This window comes from Tessaracoccus sp. (assembly GCF_016714275.1).
Taxonomy (GTDB): Bacteria; Actinomycetota; Actinomycetes; order Propionibacteriales; family Propionibacteriaceae; genus Arachnia.
Map to the genome: position 1 here is coordinate 1 of NZ_JADJNP010000018.1, position 18,207 is coordinate 18,207.

At 70.0% G+C, this 18,207-nt stretch carries 9 protein-coding genes; 1 reads left to right on the plus strand and 8 read right to left on the minus strand.

The genetic code is table 11. The features are described 5' to 3' along the window. Nucleotides 1-220: 220 nt before the first annotated feature. The 6 genes from IPJ61_RS21475 to IPJ61_RS21500 form a co-directional block, all read right to left on the minus strand. Nucleotides 221-4,585 carry a UvrD-helicase domain-containing protein gene (locus IPJ61_RS21475; RefSeq protein ID WP_297112713.1) on the minus strand — a complete coding sequence of 1,455 codons (4,365 nt, stop codon included), beginning with the start codon at nucleotides 4,583-4,585 and terminating at the stop codon, nucleotides 221-223. A 3-nt stretch (nucleotides 4,586-4,588) separates the two neighbouring features. Then, nucleotides 4,589-11,005 carry a DEAD/DEAH box helicase gene (locus IPJ61_RS21480; RefSeq protein WP_297112716.1) on the minus strand — a complete coding sequence of 2,139 codons (6,417 nt, stop codon included), beginning with the start codon at nucleotides 11,003-11,005 and terminating at the stop codon, nucleotides 4,589-4,591. A 462-nt stretch (nucleotides 11,006-11,467) separates the two neighbouring features. Further along, nucleotides 11,468-12,148 carry a hypothetical protein gene (locus IPJ61_RS21485; protein WP_297112719.1) on the minus strand — a complete coding sequence of 227 codons (681 nt, stop codon included), beginning with the start codon at nucleotides 12,146-12,148 and terminating at the stop codon, nucleotides 11,468-11,470. A gap of 113 nt (nucleotides 12,149-12,261) precedes the next feature. Further along, nucleotides 12,262-12,474, minus strand: a complete 213-nt coding sequence (locus IPJ61_RS21490) for a hypothetical protein (RefSeq protein WP_297112722.1) — start codon at nucleotides 12,472-12,474, stop codon at nucleotides 12,262-12,264. A 147-nt stretch (nucleotides 12,475-12,621) separates the two neighbouring features. Beyond that, entirely contained in the window at nucleotides 12,622-13,857 is a 1,236-nt protein-coding gene (locus IPJ61_RS21495; protein ID WP_297112725.1) for a hypothetical protein, read from the minus strand. Nucleotides 13,858-13,924: 67 nt separating this feature from the next. Next, nucleotides 13,925-15,280 carry a phospholipase D-like domain-containing protein gene (locus IPJ61_RS21500; RefSeq protein WP_297112727.1) on the minus strand — a complete coding sequence of 452 codons (1,356 nt, stop codon included), beginning with the start codon at nucleotides 15,278-15,280 and terminating at the stop codon, nucleotides 13,925-13,927. Nucleotides 15,281-15,421: 141 nt separating this feature from the next. Here IPJ61_RS21500 and IPJ61_RS21505 point away from each other — a divergent pair, with 141 nt between their 5' ends. Continuing rightward, nucleotides 15,422-16,735, plus strand: coding sequence for a hypothetical protein (locus tag IPJ61_RS21505; RefSeq protein ID WP_297112730.1), 1,314 nt, complete (start codon nucleotides 15,422-15,424; stop codon nucleotides 16,733-16,735). Between the two features lie 26 nt (nucleotides 16,736-16,761). Here the strand turns inward: IPJ61_RS21505 and IPJ61_RS21510 are convergent, their stop codons facing one another. Then, nucleotides 16,762-17,241 carry a hypothetical protein gene (locus tag IPJ61_RS21510; protein WP_297112733.1) on the minus strand — a complete coding sequence of 160 codons (480 nt, stop codon included), beginning with the start codon at nucleotides 17,239-17,241 and terminating at the stop codon, nucleotides 16,762-16,764. A gap of 120 nt (nucleotides 17,242-17,361) precedes the next feature. Next, a complete protein-coding gene (locus IPJ61_RS21515) occupies nucleotides 17,362-18,201 on the minus strand; it encodes an AlbA family DNA-binding domain-containing protein (RefSeq protein WP_297112736.1) in 840 nt (279 codons plus the stop codon). Nucleotides 18,202-18,207 lie beyond the last annotated feature (6 nt).

Below are 18,207 nucleotides of genomic sequence, written 5' to 3' on the forward strand. Positions count from 1 at the left end.
GAAGACGATCCGTTCGGGTGGGCCTGCCCGGGAGGTCCCGTGCCTCGAGTCTCGCGTCCTGGGTGGGGCCCTATTCTACGGGGGCCTGGCCTGTCGCCTGGTTCGGGTGATTCCAGGTGGTTGGGTTCCGCTCGGGACCGTTCGATGCCGCCCCGTTCCGGCTGGAGTGGCCGCAGCCTGGCAGCATGGATCGAGCGCATCGGTGAGCGAGTAGTGTGGACTAGGTCAAGTTCGCCGGCGGGGCCGGCCGGTCCGACAGCCAGTCGCCATCGACGCTGGCGTGGGCGTGCATCGCTAGCGCGTGGAGGGCGGGGCGCAGGGGCCGGTCGCCGTAGTGAGCCTCGATGCGCGCCAGGACGGCCTCGACCGAGACGTGACCGCCGGACTCGTCGAGGGCGGCCCGGACGAGCTGCAGGCGGGTCGGGACACGGGTCGAGTCCCAGGTCGCGAGGCCGACGGCGCCGTTCATGCTCATCCGGAACCGACCGTCGGCGCGCAGGATCGACATCGTGAGCGGCGCCGTCCACGCCTGGTAGCTTGGTGCCAGGGCGGTGAGGGCCTGGTGGGCGTGGAATTCGGACAGGCCGCGGCCGCGACGCGCGAGCAGGGCCTCCAGGTGGGCGCATGCCTCGGAGATGGCAGGGGCACCTCCGGGGACATCGCGCGCGAGCAGGCCAACGCGATCCAGGTCGACGCGAACGAACTGCGGCCGCTGCAGCGCCATCAGCCCGTTGCTCGACATGCCCATCTGCTGGTCGAGGCGCTCGACGAGTTCGCTCCGCAGCATCGGCTCGCCCGCCTCCTGCAGCAGCGCCTCGATCGCGTCATGGACGTACACGCGGCGCTCGCTGTCAGGGCGGTCGGGCAGGACCACCCGCAGCCGGCCCAGGTAGCGCAGCGCCCCGGTCGTGGCCTTGATGAGCGCCGCCAGACCGAAGGGGGTCATCCACTCGGGCACCTCGATGGTCTCGCGGAGCTCGTCGAGGATCTCGCCGCAGTACCACTGCCGGTCCGGAGCGGTGGTCTCGATCAGCTTGACGGCGGCCGGCACCAGCACGGTCTGCCACGCCTCGAAGTCGGGGAAGTGGCGGCGAAGCCCGACCACGCCGCGGTCGAAGTGCATGACCTCATCGGGGAGCTTGCCCAGGCGTCGTCCGAGCTGACGCTGCAGCTCATCGAGGCGGACTGGGGTCGGCGATCCGCGGAGCGTCGCCAGCAGTTCGGCGGCGCGCGTGTCCCCGAACGCCAGCACGCGCGGCGGCGTGCCATCACCGAGCTGAAGCTGACTGCGCAGCTCATCGCGCAGATAGGTCGCCACGTGAGGTCCGAAGCTCGCGCCGGCCTGCGAGGCGAGCGCGTCGAACACCTCGAGGGGGCCGGGCAACCGCACCTTGGCTGCGGCCGATAGCAGGTCGCTCAGCGCCGCGCTGATCGTGGCGGCTCCCTGGGGCGAGAGCCAGGGGAGGTCGTCCAGCTCGATCACGCGGACCTCGAGACCAAGGACGCTATCGACGATGAACGCCACGACGTCAGGCTGCGCGCTCGCGGACGCCCACCAGCGATCGCCTGCCAAGGTCGCGAATGGGACAGGCCCGGCCGCGACGGTGGCGGCGATCCGTCGCCGCGCTTCGAGCGCCCACGGTTGATGGGCCAGGCGGCCGCAGAGCCGCGCCTCGACTTGCCGGACCCGCTCACGGCTGACACCGATCTCGTCGCCCAGCTCCTGCAGGGTCATCGGCTCTCCACCGAGCCCTGCGCGCCTGGTAGCGATCAGCCGCTCGCCGGGGTCGAGGGGCTCGAGCAACGCCTGGAAACACTCAAGGAGCCCCTCCTCGATCAGCGCGGCCGCCCGGGCGGTCGCGTCGAGGAACTCTGTGACCAGCGCCGGCAGGCTCGCCAGCGTGGTGCGGCCGAGGTTGTCGACCTGATCGAGGGCGGCGCGCGAATGGCTCGCCAGGTCGCCAAGGGTCACCAGCGACCTGCTCTCGATGAAGCTCCGAAGCCGCCCCGGCATCTCCATCGTGTCGAGCGGGAGGGTCCGGTCGGCATCGGTCAGCGTGGCGCGCAGTGCGTCCCAGGGATCGCCGTAGACCTCGTCGCTGATCGTGGTGCCCTGGGCGCCTCCGGCCAGGTCCTCCCAGCGGCGCCCAGTCGCGCGCTCGAAGAACGCCCGGGTGTCGTTCACGCTCTTGCGTCCGAGGTTGGGCTGGGCGAGCAGGTCGGCGGGGGACCTGTGGGCCAGCTCTCCAAGGGTGCTCAGGCCGGCGCGTCGGGCCCAGTTCTTCATCCGCGTCGGCAGCGCCAGGTCGGAGATCTGCCGCGCGAGCAAGCTGGTGAGCTGGTCGACGCCCGCCGGCGCAACAGGCGAGGCGACCGACACCAGCGCAGGGACCACCCGCGGGCTCGGCGCGGCGGCTGGCGCGATCTCCGTCCGTGGCGCTGCGATCGTCGTGAGCAGGGGGCTGGGCTCGCCACTGTAGCAGACGTGCAGCGCGTCACGCGCGCGGCTCGCGGCGACGTACACCAGCGAGCGCTCGCGCAGCAGCGCCTGGGCGTTCATCACGGGGTCGTCCGAGCGCGACTCTGGCGTCGCGTGCGGCACGTCGTACCTGCTCATGCACACCAGTACGACCACCTCGAACTCCAGGCCCTTCACGCGGTGCATCGTGGCGAGGCGGACGCCGCCGTGGCGGGGCTCGTCCTGTTCGAGCAGCGCGGCGGCGACGCCGGCACGCTCGAGCGCAGGGATGAATCGATCGCGCAGCGGCGCCTGCGTCCGTGCGACCACGCAGATCGACTCGGGCGGGGTGCCGCTGTCGAGCGCTGTTCGCACCAGCGCCACCACCGTGCGCTCCTCGTCGACGGGCGCCCCGCATGGGTGGATCTCCGGCGCAGGACCCTCGCGCAGCGACACGTAGCCGCGTCGATCGGCCTGGCCGTCGTCAAGGTCGTCGACGGTCACGTCCTTGAGGACCGCCAGCGACCACCGGCAGATGGCGCCGGTGGTGCGGTAGTTCAGCCGCAGCGTCTGCGAGCGGCGTCCGCGCACGGTGATCCCGCACTGCGACAGAGAGATCGGCCGAGCGTAGATCCGCTGGTGGGCGTCGCCCACCAGGAACAGATCATCGGGGCGCTCGGGGCCGGCGATCGCACGGATGAGCCGCAGCCCATCGGCGGCGAAGTCCTGCGTCTCGTCGACCACCACCGCGCAGTAGCCGGACGCCTTGCCCGCGCGCTCGAGCTCGACGCGGGCGCGGCGCAGGATGTCCAGCGGCTCGGTCAGGCCGGCGTGCGCCAGGTTCTCGCGATAGGCCTCGAACACCGGCCAGAGCCGGCGCCGCTCGGCGCGGCCGAGGGGCACGCCGCGGCTCTTGCGAACCGTGCGCACGTACTCGTCGAGCGTGGTGAGCCCCTGCTCCTGGATCACCTCCCGCCACTCCATCCGGTAAAAGTCGAGCGAGACGTCGTCGTGGCCGTAGACCTCATAGGCCGCGTCGAAGTGGGTACGCTGGTCCTTCTCGAACGCCGGCCTGACCGAGATGCCGCGGCTGCGCAGGTAGCGAGACGCCCAGGCATCGAGGTTGACGACCTCGACCCGGGCGAGGTGGTCGGGCTCGAGCAGCTTGGCGAGCTGGGCCTGCAGATCGCTGGCGAGGTTGACGTTGAACGTCGTGAGCAGCACCCGATCGTCGGGGCGGGTGAACACCTCGCGCACCAGGAAGGCGACGCGGTGCAGCGCCACCACGGTCTTGCCGGTACCCGCGCCGCCGAGCACGCGGGTCGGCCCCTTGGTGCGGGCCCGGGCCAGCCGACGCTGGCGCGGGTGCAGGAACACACGCCACACGTCGAGCGGGTACTTGAGCGCGGTGTCGAGATCGAGCCCGTCCTCGAGGAGGCGGAACTGGCGCTGGCTGGTGTCGCGGGCGAGCGCGGCCGGCAGGTCGGTGACATCGATCGCCGGAGGTGGCGGGGCCGCCGCCGGCAGCGGCGTGCGCCCCAGCACCTCCTCCAGCGCGTCGTCGAGGTCGATGCCCGCGGCGAGCGCGGTCAGCACCTCGCCGGCCTCGGGCGGGAGGTGCGGCAGCAGGCGATCGAGGTCCTCGTCGGTGACGAGCGCCCGGACGCTGGGCACCAGCGCGCGCGGGACCCCGGCCAGGAACAGATCGTCGTCGGACTGGGCCGCGAAGAGCCCGGTCACCACGGGCGGCGCCACGACCACCGCAGGTGGCACCGCGACCGCGACGGCGGCCTCGGTGACGTCGAAGATCTGCAGACTCCCGGTGGCGGGGTGGATCGCGGTCTGCTTGGTCTCGGCCCAGCGGTAGGCCTCGTCGTGGTGGTCGGCCCAGAGCACCAGGAACACGTCGCCGTGCTCCGGCGCGCGGAGGATCACGCGGTAGTCGTCACCGATGCGCGCCGAGCGCAGCTGACGGTCGACCGTCTGCCTGATCGGCTCGAGGTGGATCGACAGGGCCGTCGAGTCCTGCTCGAACTTGCGCAGGAACTCGTCGGCCTTGCGCTGCGCCTTGCGTGGTAGCCGCGCGTACGCCGGGAAGTAGTCCTTGCTGATCGCCAGGCGCGCCATCGTCTATCGCGCCTCCCCGAGCCCGAGCGCCGCCGCCAGGGCCTCGACCGTGACCCCACGCTCGATCAAGAACACCGTCCACCCGGCGGCGGCGAGGGCCGCGGCCTCGGCCGCCTGGTGGTCGAGGTGCGCCGCGACCTTGCGCGTCGGCCACCCCACCTCCACGTCGCCGCTCACCGCGAATGCGGGCGCGCGCAGCTCGAACGGCACGGCCGGCGCCTCCAGCCCCGGGTAGCGTTCGATCAACGAGGTCAGCACCTTGACCGCGTCGACGTCGCCGACCTCACGCACCGTCACCAGCCGCGGATCGTCGGCGTGCGCGGCCGGCGCGGCGGGCGGCGCCACCGTCGCGGCGGGCGCGGCCACGGGCTCGAGCTCAGACGCGCCGACGCCGGTCACCAGCGCCGCGCCAGGCACCGCCTGCAGCAGGTTCCAGGCCCGCAGCCACTGCCGCCACGCGAGCTCGTAGGTGGGCGCGCTGCGCGCCGGCGCGTCGTCCTCGAGCCGCACCGTCACGGTGGCGGCGTCAGGCTTGGCGAGCAGGGCCGCCACGTCGACCGCGGCCGCCGATACCAGCAACCCGCCGTGGCCACCCAGATCGAGGCGCGCGGTCGCGGTATCGCCTTCGCTGACCAACAGGGGCAACGGGCCAGGCGTCGGGTCCTGCCGCCAGGTCTGGTGCGCGGAAGCCACGCGGTCAGCTGGCTGGCGCTTGCCAGCTTGCGACAGCAGCATCATCGCGCTCACCGCGGCCAGGTCGCCGAGCCGGGTCGGCGCCTCCAGGTAGGCCACCAGGCCGGCGAGCGGATCGGCGTCGAGGACGCGCAGCAGCGTCCCGACCTTCTCCGGGCGCGCCTCGTCGAGCTTGAACGCCAGCGCCTGCAAGCTGGCGAACCGCGCGCCATCGCCAAACCACCGCGGCACCGCGGGCGCCTCGGGCGAGACCACGTCCTTCCACGTCAACGACCAGCTCAGCAGGTCGCCACCGACCGAGATGCCGTGGCGCTTCCGCGCGTCATCCGCGAGGCGGGCCCGGGCCGCACCGGGCACCACGTGGTAGGTCAGCCCGTCACAGAACACCGCGACCTTGCGCGCGCCGACGCCGGCCTGTTCAGGGTACAGCATGAAGTCGGGACGGCAGGGCACCGCGACGTCGGCGCTGGTCAGCTCGACCTGTGCACGCAGCAGCCACCTGCGCTTGCCGACCGTCAGGTGCCACGTGCGCTCGTCCTGGCGTTCCCAGGCGCCGCCACCGTCGCGCACGCGCTGCGCCAGCGCGGCGACGAATCGCTCCTCGAGCTCGCTCTCGAGCACCGCGCTCTGGTTCATCGTGCCGATGCTGTCGACCCGCTGCAGCCCCGTGAAACCGTCGAGGAGCGCCGCGACGATGTCGAGCGCGCGCGCGCGATCCAGCATCGGGAGGTCGGCGCCCTCGCGGTACGCGTACAGGCATTGGTAGCAGGCCCGGGCCGCGGGCTCGCGGTGCTGGCACGGGCACGTTCGGAGCACCTCGTAGGCCCGGGTCAGCGCGTCCTTGAGCTTGGTGCCCTTGTCGAGACACAGCTCGGCCAGGAGGCCCGTGCCACCCGGGACGCGGTCCATGATCACCAGGAAGCGCCGCCGCCCCTCGCCGGCGGCCAGCGGCTCGTCATAGGCCACCACCTCCAGGAAGTCGGGGTCGCCACCGTAGAAGCGCCGCAGCCCGACGCGCAGCGCGGCGCGGAGGTTGGCCAGGTCGGCCTCGACCCGCTCGCCGCCGACGATCGGCACCACCAGGCGGAGCGCCTCCGACCTGAGCTCGCGCATCAGGTGCAGCTGCCTCGACGCCTGCTTGTCGTCGGGCTTCTTGCGCTCTGGACACCAGGCGCGGTGGCGTGGCCGCGGCTGCTCGTCGGGGCGGGGCGGTCGGGAGTCCTGGGCCTGGCCGCAGGTCGCGCACAGCGTGAAGCGCACGTCCGGGACCGTCTGACCGGCGAGCTGCACGTTGGCCGCCTTGTCGTCGGCCGGACCCAGGTTCAGCTGCCGCTGCACCATCTGTGGCTGCAGCTCGAAGCCAAACCCGGCGCTGTCGTTGGCCCACGCCTCGCGCGCCGCGGCCTGGGTCTCGAACAGCCGCACGCGCTGGTAGAAGCCGTGCTCGCGCTCGTCGGCGTTGTCGTTCAGCACCGCGTCGCGATGGTGCGTGTTCGCGAACACCTGCCCGAGCGACAGGACCTCGCGCGCTTGACCGACGTCGGGCCACCGCGCGTCGCCACACGCTGGGCACTGCGGCTCGGGCGCGGCGGCGCCGGTGTGCGGCCGGGCGTAATGGCAGCTCTGGCAGAACCGCCACAGGCTCGGCGGGGCCTCCTTGGACACCTCGACGCCATCGATGCGGACCCGTCGGGCGCTGGCGTAGAACGTGTTGAACGGCGCCAGCTCGGTGAGCGCGGTCGCGGGCGGTCTGATCCAGGTGTGGTGCTCGGCGTCGCGCCCGGTCCCCTCGCGCCGGATGTAGGCGTCGAGCTTCACGCCGCGCTCGGGGAACGCGTAGTTGGGCAGACGGCTCTCGTCGCACAGCCAGCCCCACACGTCCTGCTCCCGGAGCACCTTGAGCTGGTGGTTGACGAACGCGCGCTCGTCGCGCAGGTGCTGCTTCTCGACCACGACGTCGGCGACCTTCTTGGCCTCGACCTCGTCGGTGTCGAGCTGCTTGATGCGCTCGTCGAGGCGCTGCACCAGCCGGCGCAGGTCCTCGCGCCGCCGCCGGGTTGCCTCGGCGGTGGCCACCAGGTCGCGCTCGAGCGGCGCCAGGCCGTCGGCGCCGGGCGTGAACGCCGCCCGCATGATCTCGCTGGCGCCGGGCGTCAGCTCGCCCTTGAACATCTCGAGGAACGCGGCCTGCAAGCGCGCGCGGCGGGGCGCGACGAACTCGAGGAACGGCAGCGGGAACCGACCCGCGCCATCGCCCTTCAGCACGTCGCCGACCTGGCCCGCGAGCTTGCCGCCCTCGCGCGCGTACGCATCGAACAGGAACGCCAGCGCCTGCCGCTTGAGCACCTCGGGCGCGCTCAGGTAGCAGCCAGGCGGCTGGATGGCGCCGGCCATCGCCTCGAGCGGGGCCTCGAAGAAGTACAGGTCGTGGGGCTTGGTCGCCGCGAACGCGAGGACCAGCGCGTTGCCGGTCTTGCGGCCCGCCCGGCCCACCCGCTGCACGTAGTTGCCTGTCGATGGCGGCACCGAGCACAAGAGCGTCGCGCTCAGGTCGCCGATGTCGATGCCCATCTCGAGGGTCGGCGTGCACGACAGCAGGTTCGGCGAGTCGGGCCGCGGGCGCTGCTTGAACTCCAGCTCCAGCTCTTCGCGCTGGTCGCGCGGCAACAGGCCGGTGTGCTCGCGCGACCACAGCCGCCCCAGGGCCTCGCGCTCGTAGAAGCGCTTGTAGTACCCGGCCACCGGCAGCCCGTCGTCGTCGCGGTGGTCGCCCCGCGGCGGCAGCGCTCGCAGCGACCCGGGACAGCGGAAGCGCAGGCACGGTCCGTCGCGCAGGTCGGTCGGGCTGCTCTCGACGCCCGTGACCTCGCCGCTGCACGCGTCGCAGCGCCGCGCCACATGGGCCCGGCTGACCTGGAGCGCCGTCGGCTCGAGGCCCCAGGCGGTCGCCTTGCCGGCCGCGCCGTCGCGCTCGTCCGTGGCGAGCGCGCGCAGCACGCCGTGCCGGACCAGCGCGGGGAGCACGGCCCGGTACACCTCCGCGGCCAGGCCGGCCTCCAGCGGGAGCCCCAGCGCCCGCGCCACCCAGTCGACGGTCCAGGCGCCGGCGCGCTCGCTGGTCACCGAGTCGAACTGCTTGGACCTCGGCGCCGAGGTCAGGAAGGTCGGCCGACCGGTGCCGCGCGCGAACGGAGACATCAGCGGCGTCATCTGCTTGGTGAGCATGAACGCGTTGCCGCCGGACGCGACATAGCGCTCGAGCAGCGGATCGAACACGCCGCCGCGCAGCCGCAGCCGCGTCACCAGCCCGCCGAGGAACCGCGCCATCGCCGCCTCGCTCGGCACCTCGGCCAGCCCGACCTTGTCCCGCAGCGCCGCGCGCGCGTCCTCGACCGCGGTCGCGAACTTCGCGCTGTCCACCGTCACCGAGACGCACCCGCTCTGCTCGAGCGTGCGGCCGATCCGCGCCGCCACGCCCAGCTCGCGCGAGCACTCCCAGCGCAGCCGCGCGCGCACGTCGGCCACCAGCCGCGGGCTGGGCTCGGGCACCGCGGTCACCGCCGGTTCGCCGGCCTCCTCGGCCTGCTGCCGCCGCCGCACCAGCTCGTCGAGCCGCTCGTGCCACTCCTCGACCGAGCCCAGCCAGTGCAGATCGGTCGGCAGCACGACCGCGGTCAGCGCCGCGGTCGCCGACGTGTCTCGGTCGCCCAGCCGCGCCAGCCAGTGGTCCCAGGTCGCGTCGCCCAGGTCCGCCAGGGCGATCCGCGCACCGCCGTGAGGCACCGCCGCCAGCATCGCCGAGCGCAGCGCGAACCGATACGTCCGCGCGCCGTAGAACCCCGCGCGGTGCGCGGCGTCCTGCACGCTGTCGCTGAAGGTCAGGAGCTTGCGATCGGTGTTGAGCGGCGTGGTGTACAGGTGGCCGACCGCGACGCTCGAGAGCGTGGTGCTGCGCGCGGCCAGGAGCCGAGGACCGTCACCGCCGCAGGCCGGACACCGGACCACGTTGCCCTCGTGCGCGTGCACGTACACCCTGGGCGCGGCGTCGCCTCGGTCCTCTGGGGCCTTGCCCAGCAAGCGCCGCTGATCGGGGTCGAGCCACGCCACCCGCGGGCCCACGCCGTCGGCGGCCTCGATGTGCCGCACGAGCTCGTCGTCGACATGCACGACCCGCAGCGTCGAGGCGCGCTCGCTGTACGCGCGCGCCACCTCCTTGTACGCGAGCCCGACCGCGTCGCCGGGCCCAGCCTCGGTGATCAGCCACCCGGTGTGGCCGCACTCGCGGCACGCGTACGGCGGGGCCCACGGCTCATCGTCTGGCGGTGGCGCGTCATCGTGGAAGCGAAACGTCGGCGTCGTCCCGACCCGGGCCAGGAGCCGCCGGACCTCGCGCACCCACAGCGTTGCCTGCACGCTGACCAGCGGCATCACGTGACCCGCGGCCTCGCGCTGCGCGTACGACACCAGCGTGAGCGCCGCCGCCAGCCAGCCGCTGCGCTGGGCCGGCGTCCCCGCGGCGAACCGCGGCAGCGCCCGCGCGATCACGCCATCGACCTCGGCGGTCGCCAGGGGCCGCCGATGCGCGGCCGCGAGCAACGTCCGCACGATCGGCAACGTGCGCACCCAGCGCCCCAGCGCCACCCGGTCGAGCTGCTCGGTCCCGCCATCGCGCCGGATGACCTCACCCTGCGCCGCGCGCGGGAGCCACGCTCGCACCACCCGTCGCAGGTGGACCTCGATCGACTCGCCAGCCTCGGGCCACGGCCCCGGCTCCTCGGGGTACGACTCGGCGGCGGCGGCCCCGGCGACCAGCTCGGCGGGCTCGAGCCGGGTCTCGCCGATGAACGCCTCGGGCGCGAACGTCTGATCGAACAGCGTCGACGCGAACCGCAGCAGCTCGGCGCGGGTCTCGTCGCCGGTGCCGACGGTCGCGCTGGTGCCGACCGGACACAGCGCCTCGGCGGAGCCCAGGCGCTGGCCCAGGCGTCGGATCAGGCAGGCGACGTCGGTGCCCTGGGCGCCGTCGTAGGTGTGCAGCTCGTCGAGCACCAGGTAGCGCAGCGTGGACGGCTGGTTCAGCTTCCACAGCGACGCGTCCTTGGGCCGCTGCAGCAGCAGATCGAGCATGCGGTAGTTGGTCAGCAGGATGTCGGGCGGCTCGGCGCGCAACCGGTCGTTGTCGTCGATGACGTGATCGCGGCCCATCTCCTTGTGCTGCCCCTGGCCGCCGACGAACAGCCCGACGCGCAGCCCGCGCAGGCGCTCGTCCCGGTGGATCGTGTCGGCGAACCGCCCGGCCTGATCAGCGGCGAGCGCGTTCATCGGATAGAGCACGATCGCCTTGATGCCGCCCTGGCCCGCGGCGCGGGCGCGGGCCGCGTGGTCGAGCAGCGGGAACAGGAAGCACTCGGTCTTGCCGCTGCCGGTGCCGGTCGTGATCAGCGTCGCCTGCGGCGTCTGCCCGCGGCTCGACAGCCGCTGCCACGCCTGCAGCTGGTGCAGGTGCGGCGGGTACGGCGGCGCGACGTCGAGCGGGATGGCCGCGTCGGCCGGCGCGGGCGCGAACGGTAGGCCGAGCCGCAGGTACGGGCCCTGGAACAGGCCTTGCGGGCCGGCCAGGAAGTCGAACAGCGCGGCCTCGAAGCGCCGATCCGCGATGCCCCACGTGCTGCGCAGGTAGTCGAGCAGCGTGGCGCGCAGCTCGCGGGCGACGACCCAGGGGATCATGCGGCGGACCGCCCCGGGGCAGGCGTGACGTCCAGCAGGGTGAGCGTGGCCACGATCATCGCAGCGGCAAGCGTCGTGCAGGCGACGGGTGGCTGACCAGATCGATGGTCAGGGAATTCGCGGGAATGTGAGGTGGCGTGGTTCCCGCGCGTTGCAGCGATCCCGCTGGTTGCCCAGCGCCGCTGCGGCAGAGAAAAGTTGAGCACGGCGCGTCACGCAACCGTGAGGCACCGTGCTCGGCCCACCCCTATCCCTTGATGAGCGAAGTCGCGGTTCGTCACCGCGGCGAACGCTCCCTGGAAACTGCTCGTGCGAGCAGCCGCACATGCGCTCGGAGGCGGTCTCGCGACGGCCACCGAAGGCAGATCTCTCGAGGAGACCAGGCGGTCATGCGGCATGTGCCGCATGGTCTTAGACAACTGGCTGTGGCCGGTGTGTCCTTGTTAGGGTTGGATCTGTAGCCTACTCGACTGCGGGCATCCGCTCAAGGCCTGGAACGTCATGCCCGTGCTCGACGAGCATCCGACGAACCAGGAACGGTAGCGTCAGCTCGTCATGGGGGCCGTGGAGCGCATTGGAGTCAGCAAGATGGCGATCACAGAGTGCCAGGAGGCCGGAAGCGTCCACCGGCGCGTTGATGGCTGCAGACCAGCGACCGGCGTCGTCGTCGCAATCGACCCAGACGGTGCGAGGCTGTTCGCCTTGCACGCCACCAGCCCATAGAGTTTCGCGCCATCGCTCTCGCAACTCGCCATCGAGATGGCGTCGCGTGAGCTGGACCAGTACGAACTGGTCGCGCGCTTGCCGGTGGACCAACCAGCGGCCGATCGGCTCCCGACGGTATGTCCCGGGCACCTTCGGCTGGCGGTCGGCGTAAGGTCGCGTGAACGTATAGCGGAAGACGATCGGACCCTCGACGGCAATGATGCGACAAGCGAGAGGCGCCGCCGATGCCTCGGGTGGAGCCGCGAGCGGCTCGACGAGGTAGACGCGCGACGTCGTCCGGTTGAGCCGGCTCGAATAGCGGCGCCTGAGTTCGACGACCTGATCCTCGTAGGCGAGGGCCTTGCCCTTGCCGTGGAGCCAGCCGTTGACGACGCTCTGCTGGGTTCGGCAGAGCTTCGCGATCTCGGACTGGGTCATGCCGTCGTCCACCGCGATCTTGATCAGTTCCCGCGTGTACTTGTACTTGCGCCGCGGGGGCCGTGCGGCCGTCGTCGCTTGATCATTCATGGCGTCTCCGATTGGTGTGGCGGCTAGGTCTTGGGCTTCGGCGCTATCGCTGGCGGGGTGGTCGGCGGCGGCGAGGCGGCCGGTGGCGTGGGCCGGCCGCGGCCGCGCGGCGGCGTCCAGGACGGACCGAGTTGCTTGCCGCGGTTGCCTTGGGCCTTGTCCCACGTCGCATTGGTCCCGCTGGTACCACGGTTGGGGTTGCGGATGTCGGCTTGATGATTCGGCTTCTTGCTCATCGGAGTGACCCTTCAGTAGTGGACAGCGCGATGTGCGCCGCCGAATCTCAACCTAGGATCTCGAGGCTTGCCTGGCGATTGATGAGATGTTGATAGAATCGTGATGCGGCACGATTCCGTGCGCTGTGGCCGTCCAAGAGTGCGCCCTCAGGTCCGCGCCGCCCATTCGGCCGCCGCAGCGTGTTCGCGCGCCTCATGATCGGGAGGCAGATGAGCGAACAGGTGCTCGATCGGCCGCCGCGCGAGCGGGTTCGAAAGAAACTGGAGCGCGCCGGTATGATAGAGCGCGAGGATGCCATCGATGTCGGCGAACTCCGGCCTGAAGAAAAGGCCGGACATCGAGCGGTGGCTCTCGTCGTCCACGGGGTGAAAGCTTAGCGGAGCGATCGCCTGCGACCGGTGGGCACGCCGTGCGTCGAGTGCCGCGACGAGCGCTGAGGGAATCGGTCGATAGCTGGCAGGTCGTGTCCCCCCGGCGTCGTGGACGCGCGCGCCGAAGTAGTGATTCGCCAGCGCATCCACGCGCAGCGCGTAGGCGTCGTCGATGACCAGCCCGACCAGCGAGACCTCGCGTGGCGCCCGGCGGGAGATCGCCGTGGCCTTCTTGCGAAGCTTGATCTCCCGGCGGGAGATCGCCGTGGCCTTCTTGCGAAGCTTGATCTCCAGCCAGTTGTTCATCGTGTCCCGATCGCCGGGTACCCCGGAGATCTGCAGGAAGTTCGCCGCCAGCGGGCCGAAGCCGCCGATGCGGCCGGCGCCCTCCGACTGCCAGTCGATCTCGAAGCGAGCGTTCGCGTGGACCAGCTCGACCCGGCGTCCTGGCGCAAGGCCACGTAGTTGCACGACGAGCCATCGCGCGACCTCGGCTGCGAGCTCTTCCTGGCGGCGCCTCGCGTTGAAGTCGAAGTGGTGGTCCTGCAGGGCGCCGTCGATCCAGGGCGTGATGGTGATCGGACGCGCCTGCACCACTGCCTGAAGTTCGTCGCGGGCGCGCTCCCAGTCCTTGCGGACCGTACGCCGAGGGCCCGCCGACAGTTGCGCCGGGTAGAACACCTTCTGGAAGCCGTTGGGAGCCGACCCGTGGACGACTTCGACGGAGAAGCCGTCACCGATGGCAGGGAACCGGAGGTCGGGCTCATCGCCGGTGCAGAAAACCGGGGTGCTGCGGGTCCATGTCGCGACGGCGAGCGCCATCCGAAGCTCGGCGATCAGCGAGCTGGTATGGCACTGCTTCCGGTACTCGTCGAGCTTGGGTCCGACATAGCTGCCGCCGGCAGTGAGCAAGGTCGTGAGCCTTTGAATCTCGCCGGCTTCGAAGTTGGTCGCGCACATGGTCGTCGCGAGCGTGTGAGCGTTGAGGACGGGGAACGAGGTGTTGGTCACGACCCTCTTGACGCACGGACCGGCCCGCACCTTCCTGGCGCCACAGGGAAGGCGTATTGGCGCGACGTCAGTAGGCCACGCCCTCATACCCAAGCGCCGCCAGGGTCTTGGACACGCGGCCGTTGCGCGGCGGGTACTGGTCGGGTCGCGCGTAGCCGACCATCTCGCCGAGGATGCTGGGGCCGAGGTGGGGCAGCTTCCAGTCCTCCTCGTGAACCGCGTCCCAGATGCGCTCGCCGACGTCGGGCGTCTGGTCGTCGCCCCAGATGACGTAGCGGAGGACGTCCTGCACGGTCTTGCCATCGGCGGACTCCTGGCCGAGCAGGTACCGCGCGAACAGCCGGCTGCGCTCTTCGCTCGTGCTGGTCGTGCCTTCGTCGCCGAGGTCCTTCTTGCGCATCTGCCGCGCGTGCTCCCGGGCAGCGTGGGTGGCGTGGAGGATCTCGGTGAGCCGATCTTCGTCAAGCTGGGTGAGCGCTGTCCGCTGCAGGAGCTCACCGACGCGGCGCGGCCCTTCGTTGATATAGTAGGTCCACTTCTCGTCGCCCTCGAAGGCCTCCCACTCGGCGAACGCCTGGTCGAGGGCCGCGTCGGGGCTACCGCGGTTCTTCCGGTGGAGCGCGTCGATCGTCGCGACCGAGTCGCCCGACAGCCGGATGTTGCGGTGGTACCAGTACTCGGTGGCCTGGTCCTGGACGATGGCGGGGTGCGCGTCCTTGGCGACCCACGACGGCCACGTGCGAAGCTTGGTCCCGTCTACGATCTTCTGTAGAAGGCCGAGTCCGTTCTGCCACTCGGCGATGAACTGCTGGCGGGCCGCGCCACCCTTGGTGGTCGGACGGATGGGCTTGTCCTGGCCGCCGAGGTTCGCGAACTCCTTGTCCACCCTTGCCTGGAACGCGCGCTCGGCGGCGGTGAGCTCCGCGCGTTGCGCGTCGAGCCGTCGAAACGCGGCGAGGTGCTCGCGGTTCACGCCGGTCGAACGTTTGGCGACCTCGGCGAACATGCTCGTGAGCTGCACGTCGAGGTTGTCGCGTTCGATCTCGTCCTGCGTGAACCAGACCCCGCACTCGAGGTTGTCCCACCATCCCGAGGTCGTCAGGTTGGCCGACCCGATGTACACGCCGACGCCGCGGAACCAGACGATCTTGGGATGGTAGAAGCGGCGGGTCAGGAGCAGCTGCCACGTCGTCGGTCCATCGACGAAGCGCTGCACCACCTGGGTCGCCGGGAACCCGTCCTCGGCCAGCGCGTACAGCGTGAGCGGGACGTTCTTGGCCTTGGCCAGCTCGAACAGCGGGTCCATCGACTTCACCCACGCCACCGCGAGCGAGATCTGCTGGAGGCCGCTGCCCTTGACCGCCGCGAGGCGAACCAGATTCTCGAAGTAGTCGCCGTTGAGGGCGTTGCCGATGATCCGCATCGTTGTGGAGGTAGGGTCGCAGGCGGGTGCGAAGGGGGCAATCACCTCCCTGGGGTGATCGGCCGCACGAGAGCGTGCAACGCCACCACAGTGGCGCGCTCAAGCCGACCGTGCCAAGATACACACCTCGAGAATATCGCGATGGCGCCCCTTTTTGATCCTGTGCTGATACAAATGCTCGCCTTCGAGAGCCCGCTGTCGCTTGGCGCACGGCAAGCGAAGCACAGCTGCATCCGCAAGCTCACGGCACGTGTTGGCGCGGGGCTTCTCACCGATCTGGCAGAGACACGAACAGAGCAGTCCTTCAACGAGCGCCTGTTCGCCGAGGTCTTCGATTACCTGACGCTTTTGCGCGATGGGGTCCTGGATGTCTACCATCTTCGTCCCAAGGGCGGTGCGGTTGTTGGCGCAAAGCGCCACTACGATGACTTTTCTCTCGGGTTCTTTGGCCCCGGGGTCGAACGCCGTCTCGTGCACGCGGAACTCAAGAAGCATGGCACCGATCTCGATCACCCCCAGTTCAGTGGGAGCTACGGCGGTCGCACACCCGTGCAACAGGCATTCGACGCTGTGGCACGAACGCCAACTGTCGAGTGGGTGCTCGTTTCGAACTTCGATGAGCTCCGGCTGTACAACCGTCGCTCGCAGACTCGGTGCGAGAAGATCGTGCTTTCCGACATCGCCTCACATGGCGACTTGCAGCGGGCGTATGCGCTGCTTGGTCGTCCAACGCTCATCGGTAAAGCTGAGCAGCCTTCACCGCTGCTGCGGCTTCTCGACGGAGGTCCGCCCATGCTCTTGCCATCTCAGCCTAGTGGGATCCGTCTCATCCATGAGGCGCGCGCCGCCGATGGGAGCGAGGGATCACTCCCTGAAATGGACAGCTCGTTTCGCGATGCGCTCGCTGCGACGAATGGCTGGAGCTGGGCTGGGCTCTACGGCGACCCTGCATTTGTTGATGACCGCCTCGTGGTCGTCAACGACCGGGCTGCCGTCTTGCGCGCCCGGCTCGAGTACACCCGGAACGGCGTCGTTCGGCTCCAGGAGAGGCTCGACACCGAGGAACCGTCGGGGCAAGCGCCACCAGTTCTCATCAGCGCCGAGACAATCGCTGCGCGCATGGCAATGTTCATGGTGACGGCGGGCCGAATGCTTGCGCCGTTCCCCGGCAGGAAGACTGTTCGCTGGACGTTGCTCGATGGGAACAACCTCGTGGTCCTCAACGCCCCCGCGCGCGGCCTACGCGGCGGGCCTGCCGAGATTTCAACCAAGGACTTCGACCCCGACATCGACGCGCCCAAGTCCGCGAGCCGAGAGCATCTTTCGCTCTACTTGACTCGTGCGATAAGGGATCTGCTGTTTCCTTGGAATAGCTCTTTGGGTCCGGGGAAGATCCAGCGGCTCAAGTGGAGTGACGACGAGTCCGCGAGACAGTTCGGCGCCATAGGCATCTGAGATGCGCTTGGGATGCCGCCAGACTTCTACCGCACCTCGGCAAACCCTTTGTGAGACGCTCGGACGATCGCGACCCGGATCATGTCGTCAATCTCGCCCTCGTTGACGAGGATGCCCCAGTGGTCGCTCCCGCCCTTGTTGACGTGTCGCTCGAAGATGACAATTCGGTGCGCCGCGTATTCGAGCGGGACGGGCTCCGTCGTCGGGATCCATTCGTTGCCGTCGAATCGCTTGATGGCGTACACGCAGTCCCCCGTCTGCGCGTAGTCTTCACTACCCTCGAACTGAACGATCGAGCGAAATGCGCTTCCAACCTCGAGGCCAACGTGGATGCGTCGCCGGTCCTTCTTCTCGTGCGCGTCGCGATTTGTGTAGGCGACAACGACCTTGTATGGTTCCTCGTCACCAAGGCCTACGTTGAAGAACAGCGCACTCGGGCAATGTTCGGTGCCCGACGGAAAAGGGAAATCGAAGTCTTTCTGAACTCGCACCAGGCGGATCTTCATCCCTTGTCTCCCTTTTTGTGAGTGTGCCGCTGCGCCGCCAAGGCAGCGTACACGAGTCCCGGCGAGTTGTGTGCGCCACCCGCTGTTGGCCGGTTGGCGGGTAGAGAAGCCGCCCAGCGCTTAGCGAAACGGACGGAGGGTGAAGCCGTCGCCACGGTACACCAATCGTACACCCAGCATGAGCGTCATGCGAAGTTGACCGTCGAGCCAGACATGTTCCAGGAGCGAGTACGGAAGCGCCAGCAGGACGATGGCACGGTCGATGGGGATGTTGAGTTGGAACGTGGCATCGTCTCGATGTCCGATCCTGACCGGCTCAGCGGCCAAGAGGCGCGTCTCCGAGGCCTTGCCATGGGACCAGATGCCATCGGCGACGACCACGTCGTCGCGGCGGTTGGGGTTCGCCCAGACGTCGTCGAAGGCTAGCTTGGCGGCGCGGGTTCCGTCCATGAGGTGCCGCTCCAGTTCGTTGGGGTTCATGTACTTCTTGCCGGTGCTGGTGCGCACGACGCACTGGATGAAGTGCCTGTTTCGATCCCAGAGGTAGACAGCGGATCGGCTGGGCTGCACGGTCACGACGAGTGCGCGACCGCCGGGAATGTCGACCAGGTGCGACTCCTTCGTGAAGGTCGACGGGACGCAGTAGTTGGGCAGGACGTCGTCGATCCACGCCTTCATTGGTTCGGGGTCAGCCAGGGGCGCCCAGTCGCCCGCCACCTTGACGCCATCCGGCGCCAGGATCTCTTCCACGCCATAGACGACGTGCCCACCTGACGAGTTCGCCATCTGCGACAGGTCGAGACACAGCTCGCGCTGGGCCTTCTGCCGGACCTCGTCGGGGGCGCCTTTGGCGTTCCAGCCGTCGATGGTCTTCTTGAACTCCACGGTCGCGGTCTCCGGTCGTCCGCGGACGACCAGGGCCTCCAGCTCCGGCTGCGTTGTGATTGCCTTTACTGCCATGTGGCC

Bases quoted from the DNA above. Each gene is read 5' to 3' on its own strand.
- IPJ61_RS21475 (WP_297112713.1), bottom strand. From the start codon at position 4,585: ATGGCGCGCCTGGCGATCAGCAAGGACTACTTCCCGGCGTACGCGCGG.
- IPJ61_RS21480 (WP_297112716.1), bottom strand. From the start codon at position 11,005: ATGATCCCCTGGGTCGTCGCCCGCGAGCTGCGCGCCACGCTGCTCGAC.
- IPJ61_RS21485 (WP_297112719.1), bottom strand. From the start codon at position 12,148: ATGACCCAGTCCGAGATCGCGAAGCTCTGCCGAACCCAGCAGAGCGTC.
- IPJ61_RS21490 (WP_297112722.1), bottom strand. From the start codon at position 12,474: ATGAGCAAGAAGCCGAATCATCAAGCCGACATCCGCAACCCCAACCGT.
- IPJ61_RS21500 (WP_297112727.1), bottom strand. From the start codon at position 15,280: ATGCGGATCATCGGCAACGCCCTCAACGGCGACTACTTCGAGAATCTG.
- IPJ61_RS21505 (WP_297112730.1), top strand. From the start codon at position 15,422: ATGGCGCCCCTTTTTGATCCTGTGCTGATACAAATGCTCGCCTTCGAG.
- IPJ61_RS21510 (WP_297112733.1), bottom strand. From the start codon at position 17,241: ATGAAGATCCGCCTGGTGCGAGTTCAGAAAGACTTCGATTTCCCTTTT.
- IPJ61_RS21515 (WP_297112736.1), bottom strand. From the start codon at position 18,201: ATGGCAGTAAAGGCAATCACAACGCAGCCGGAGCTGGAGGCCCTGGTC.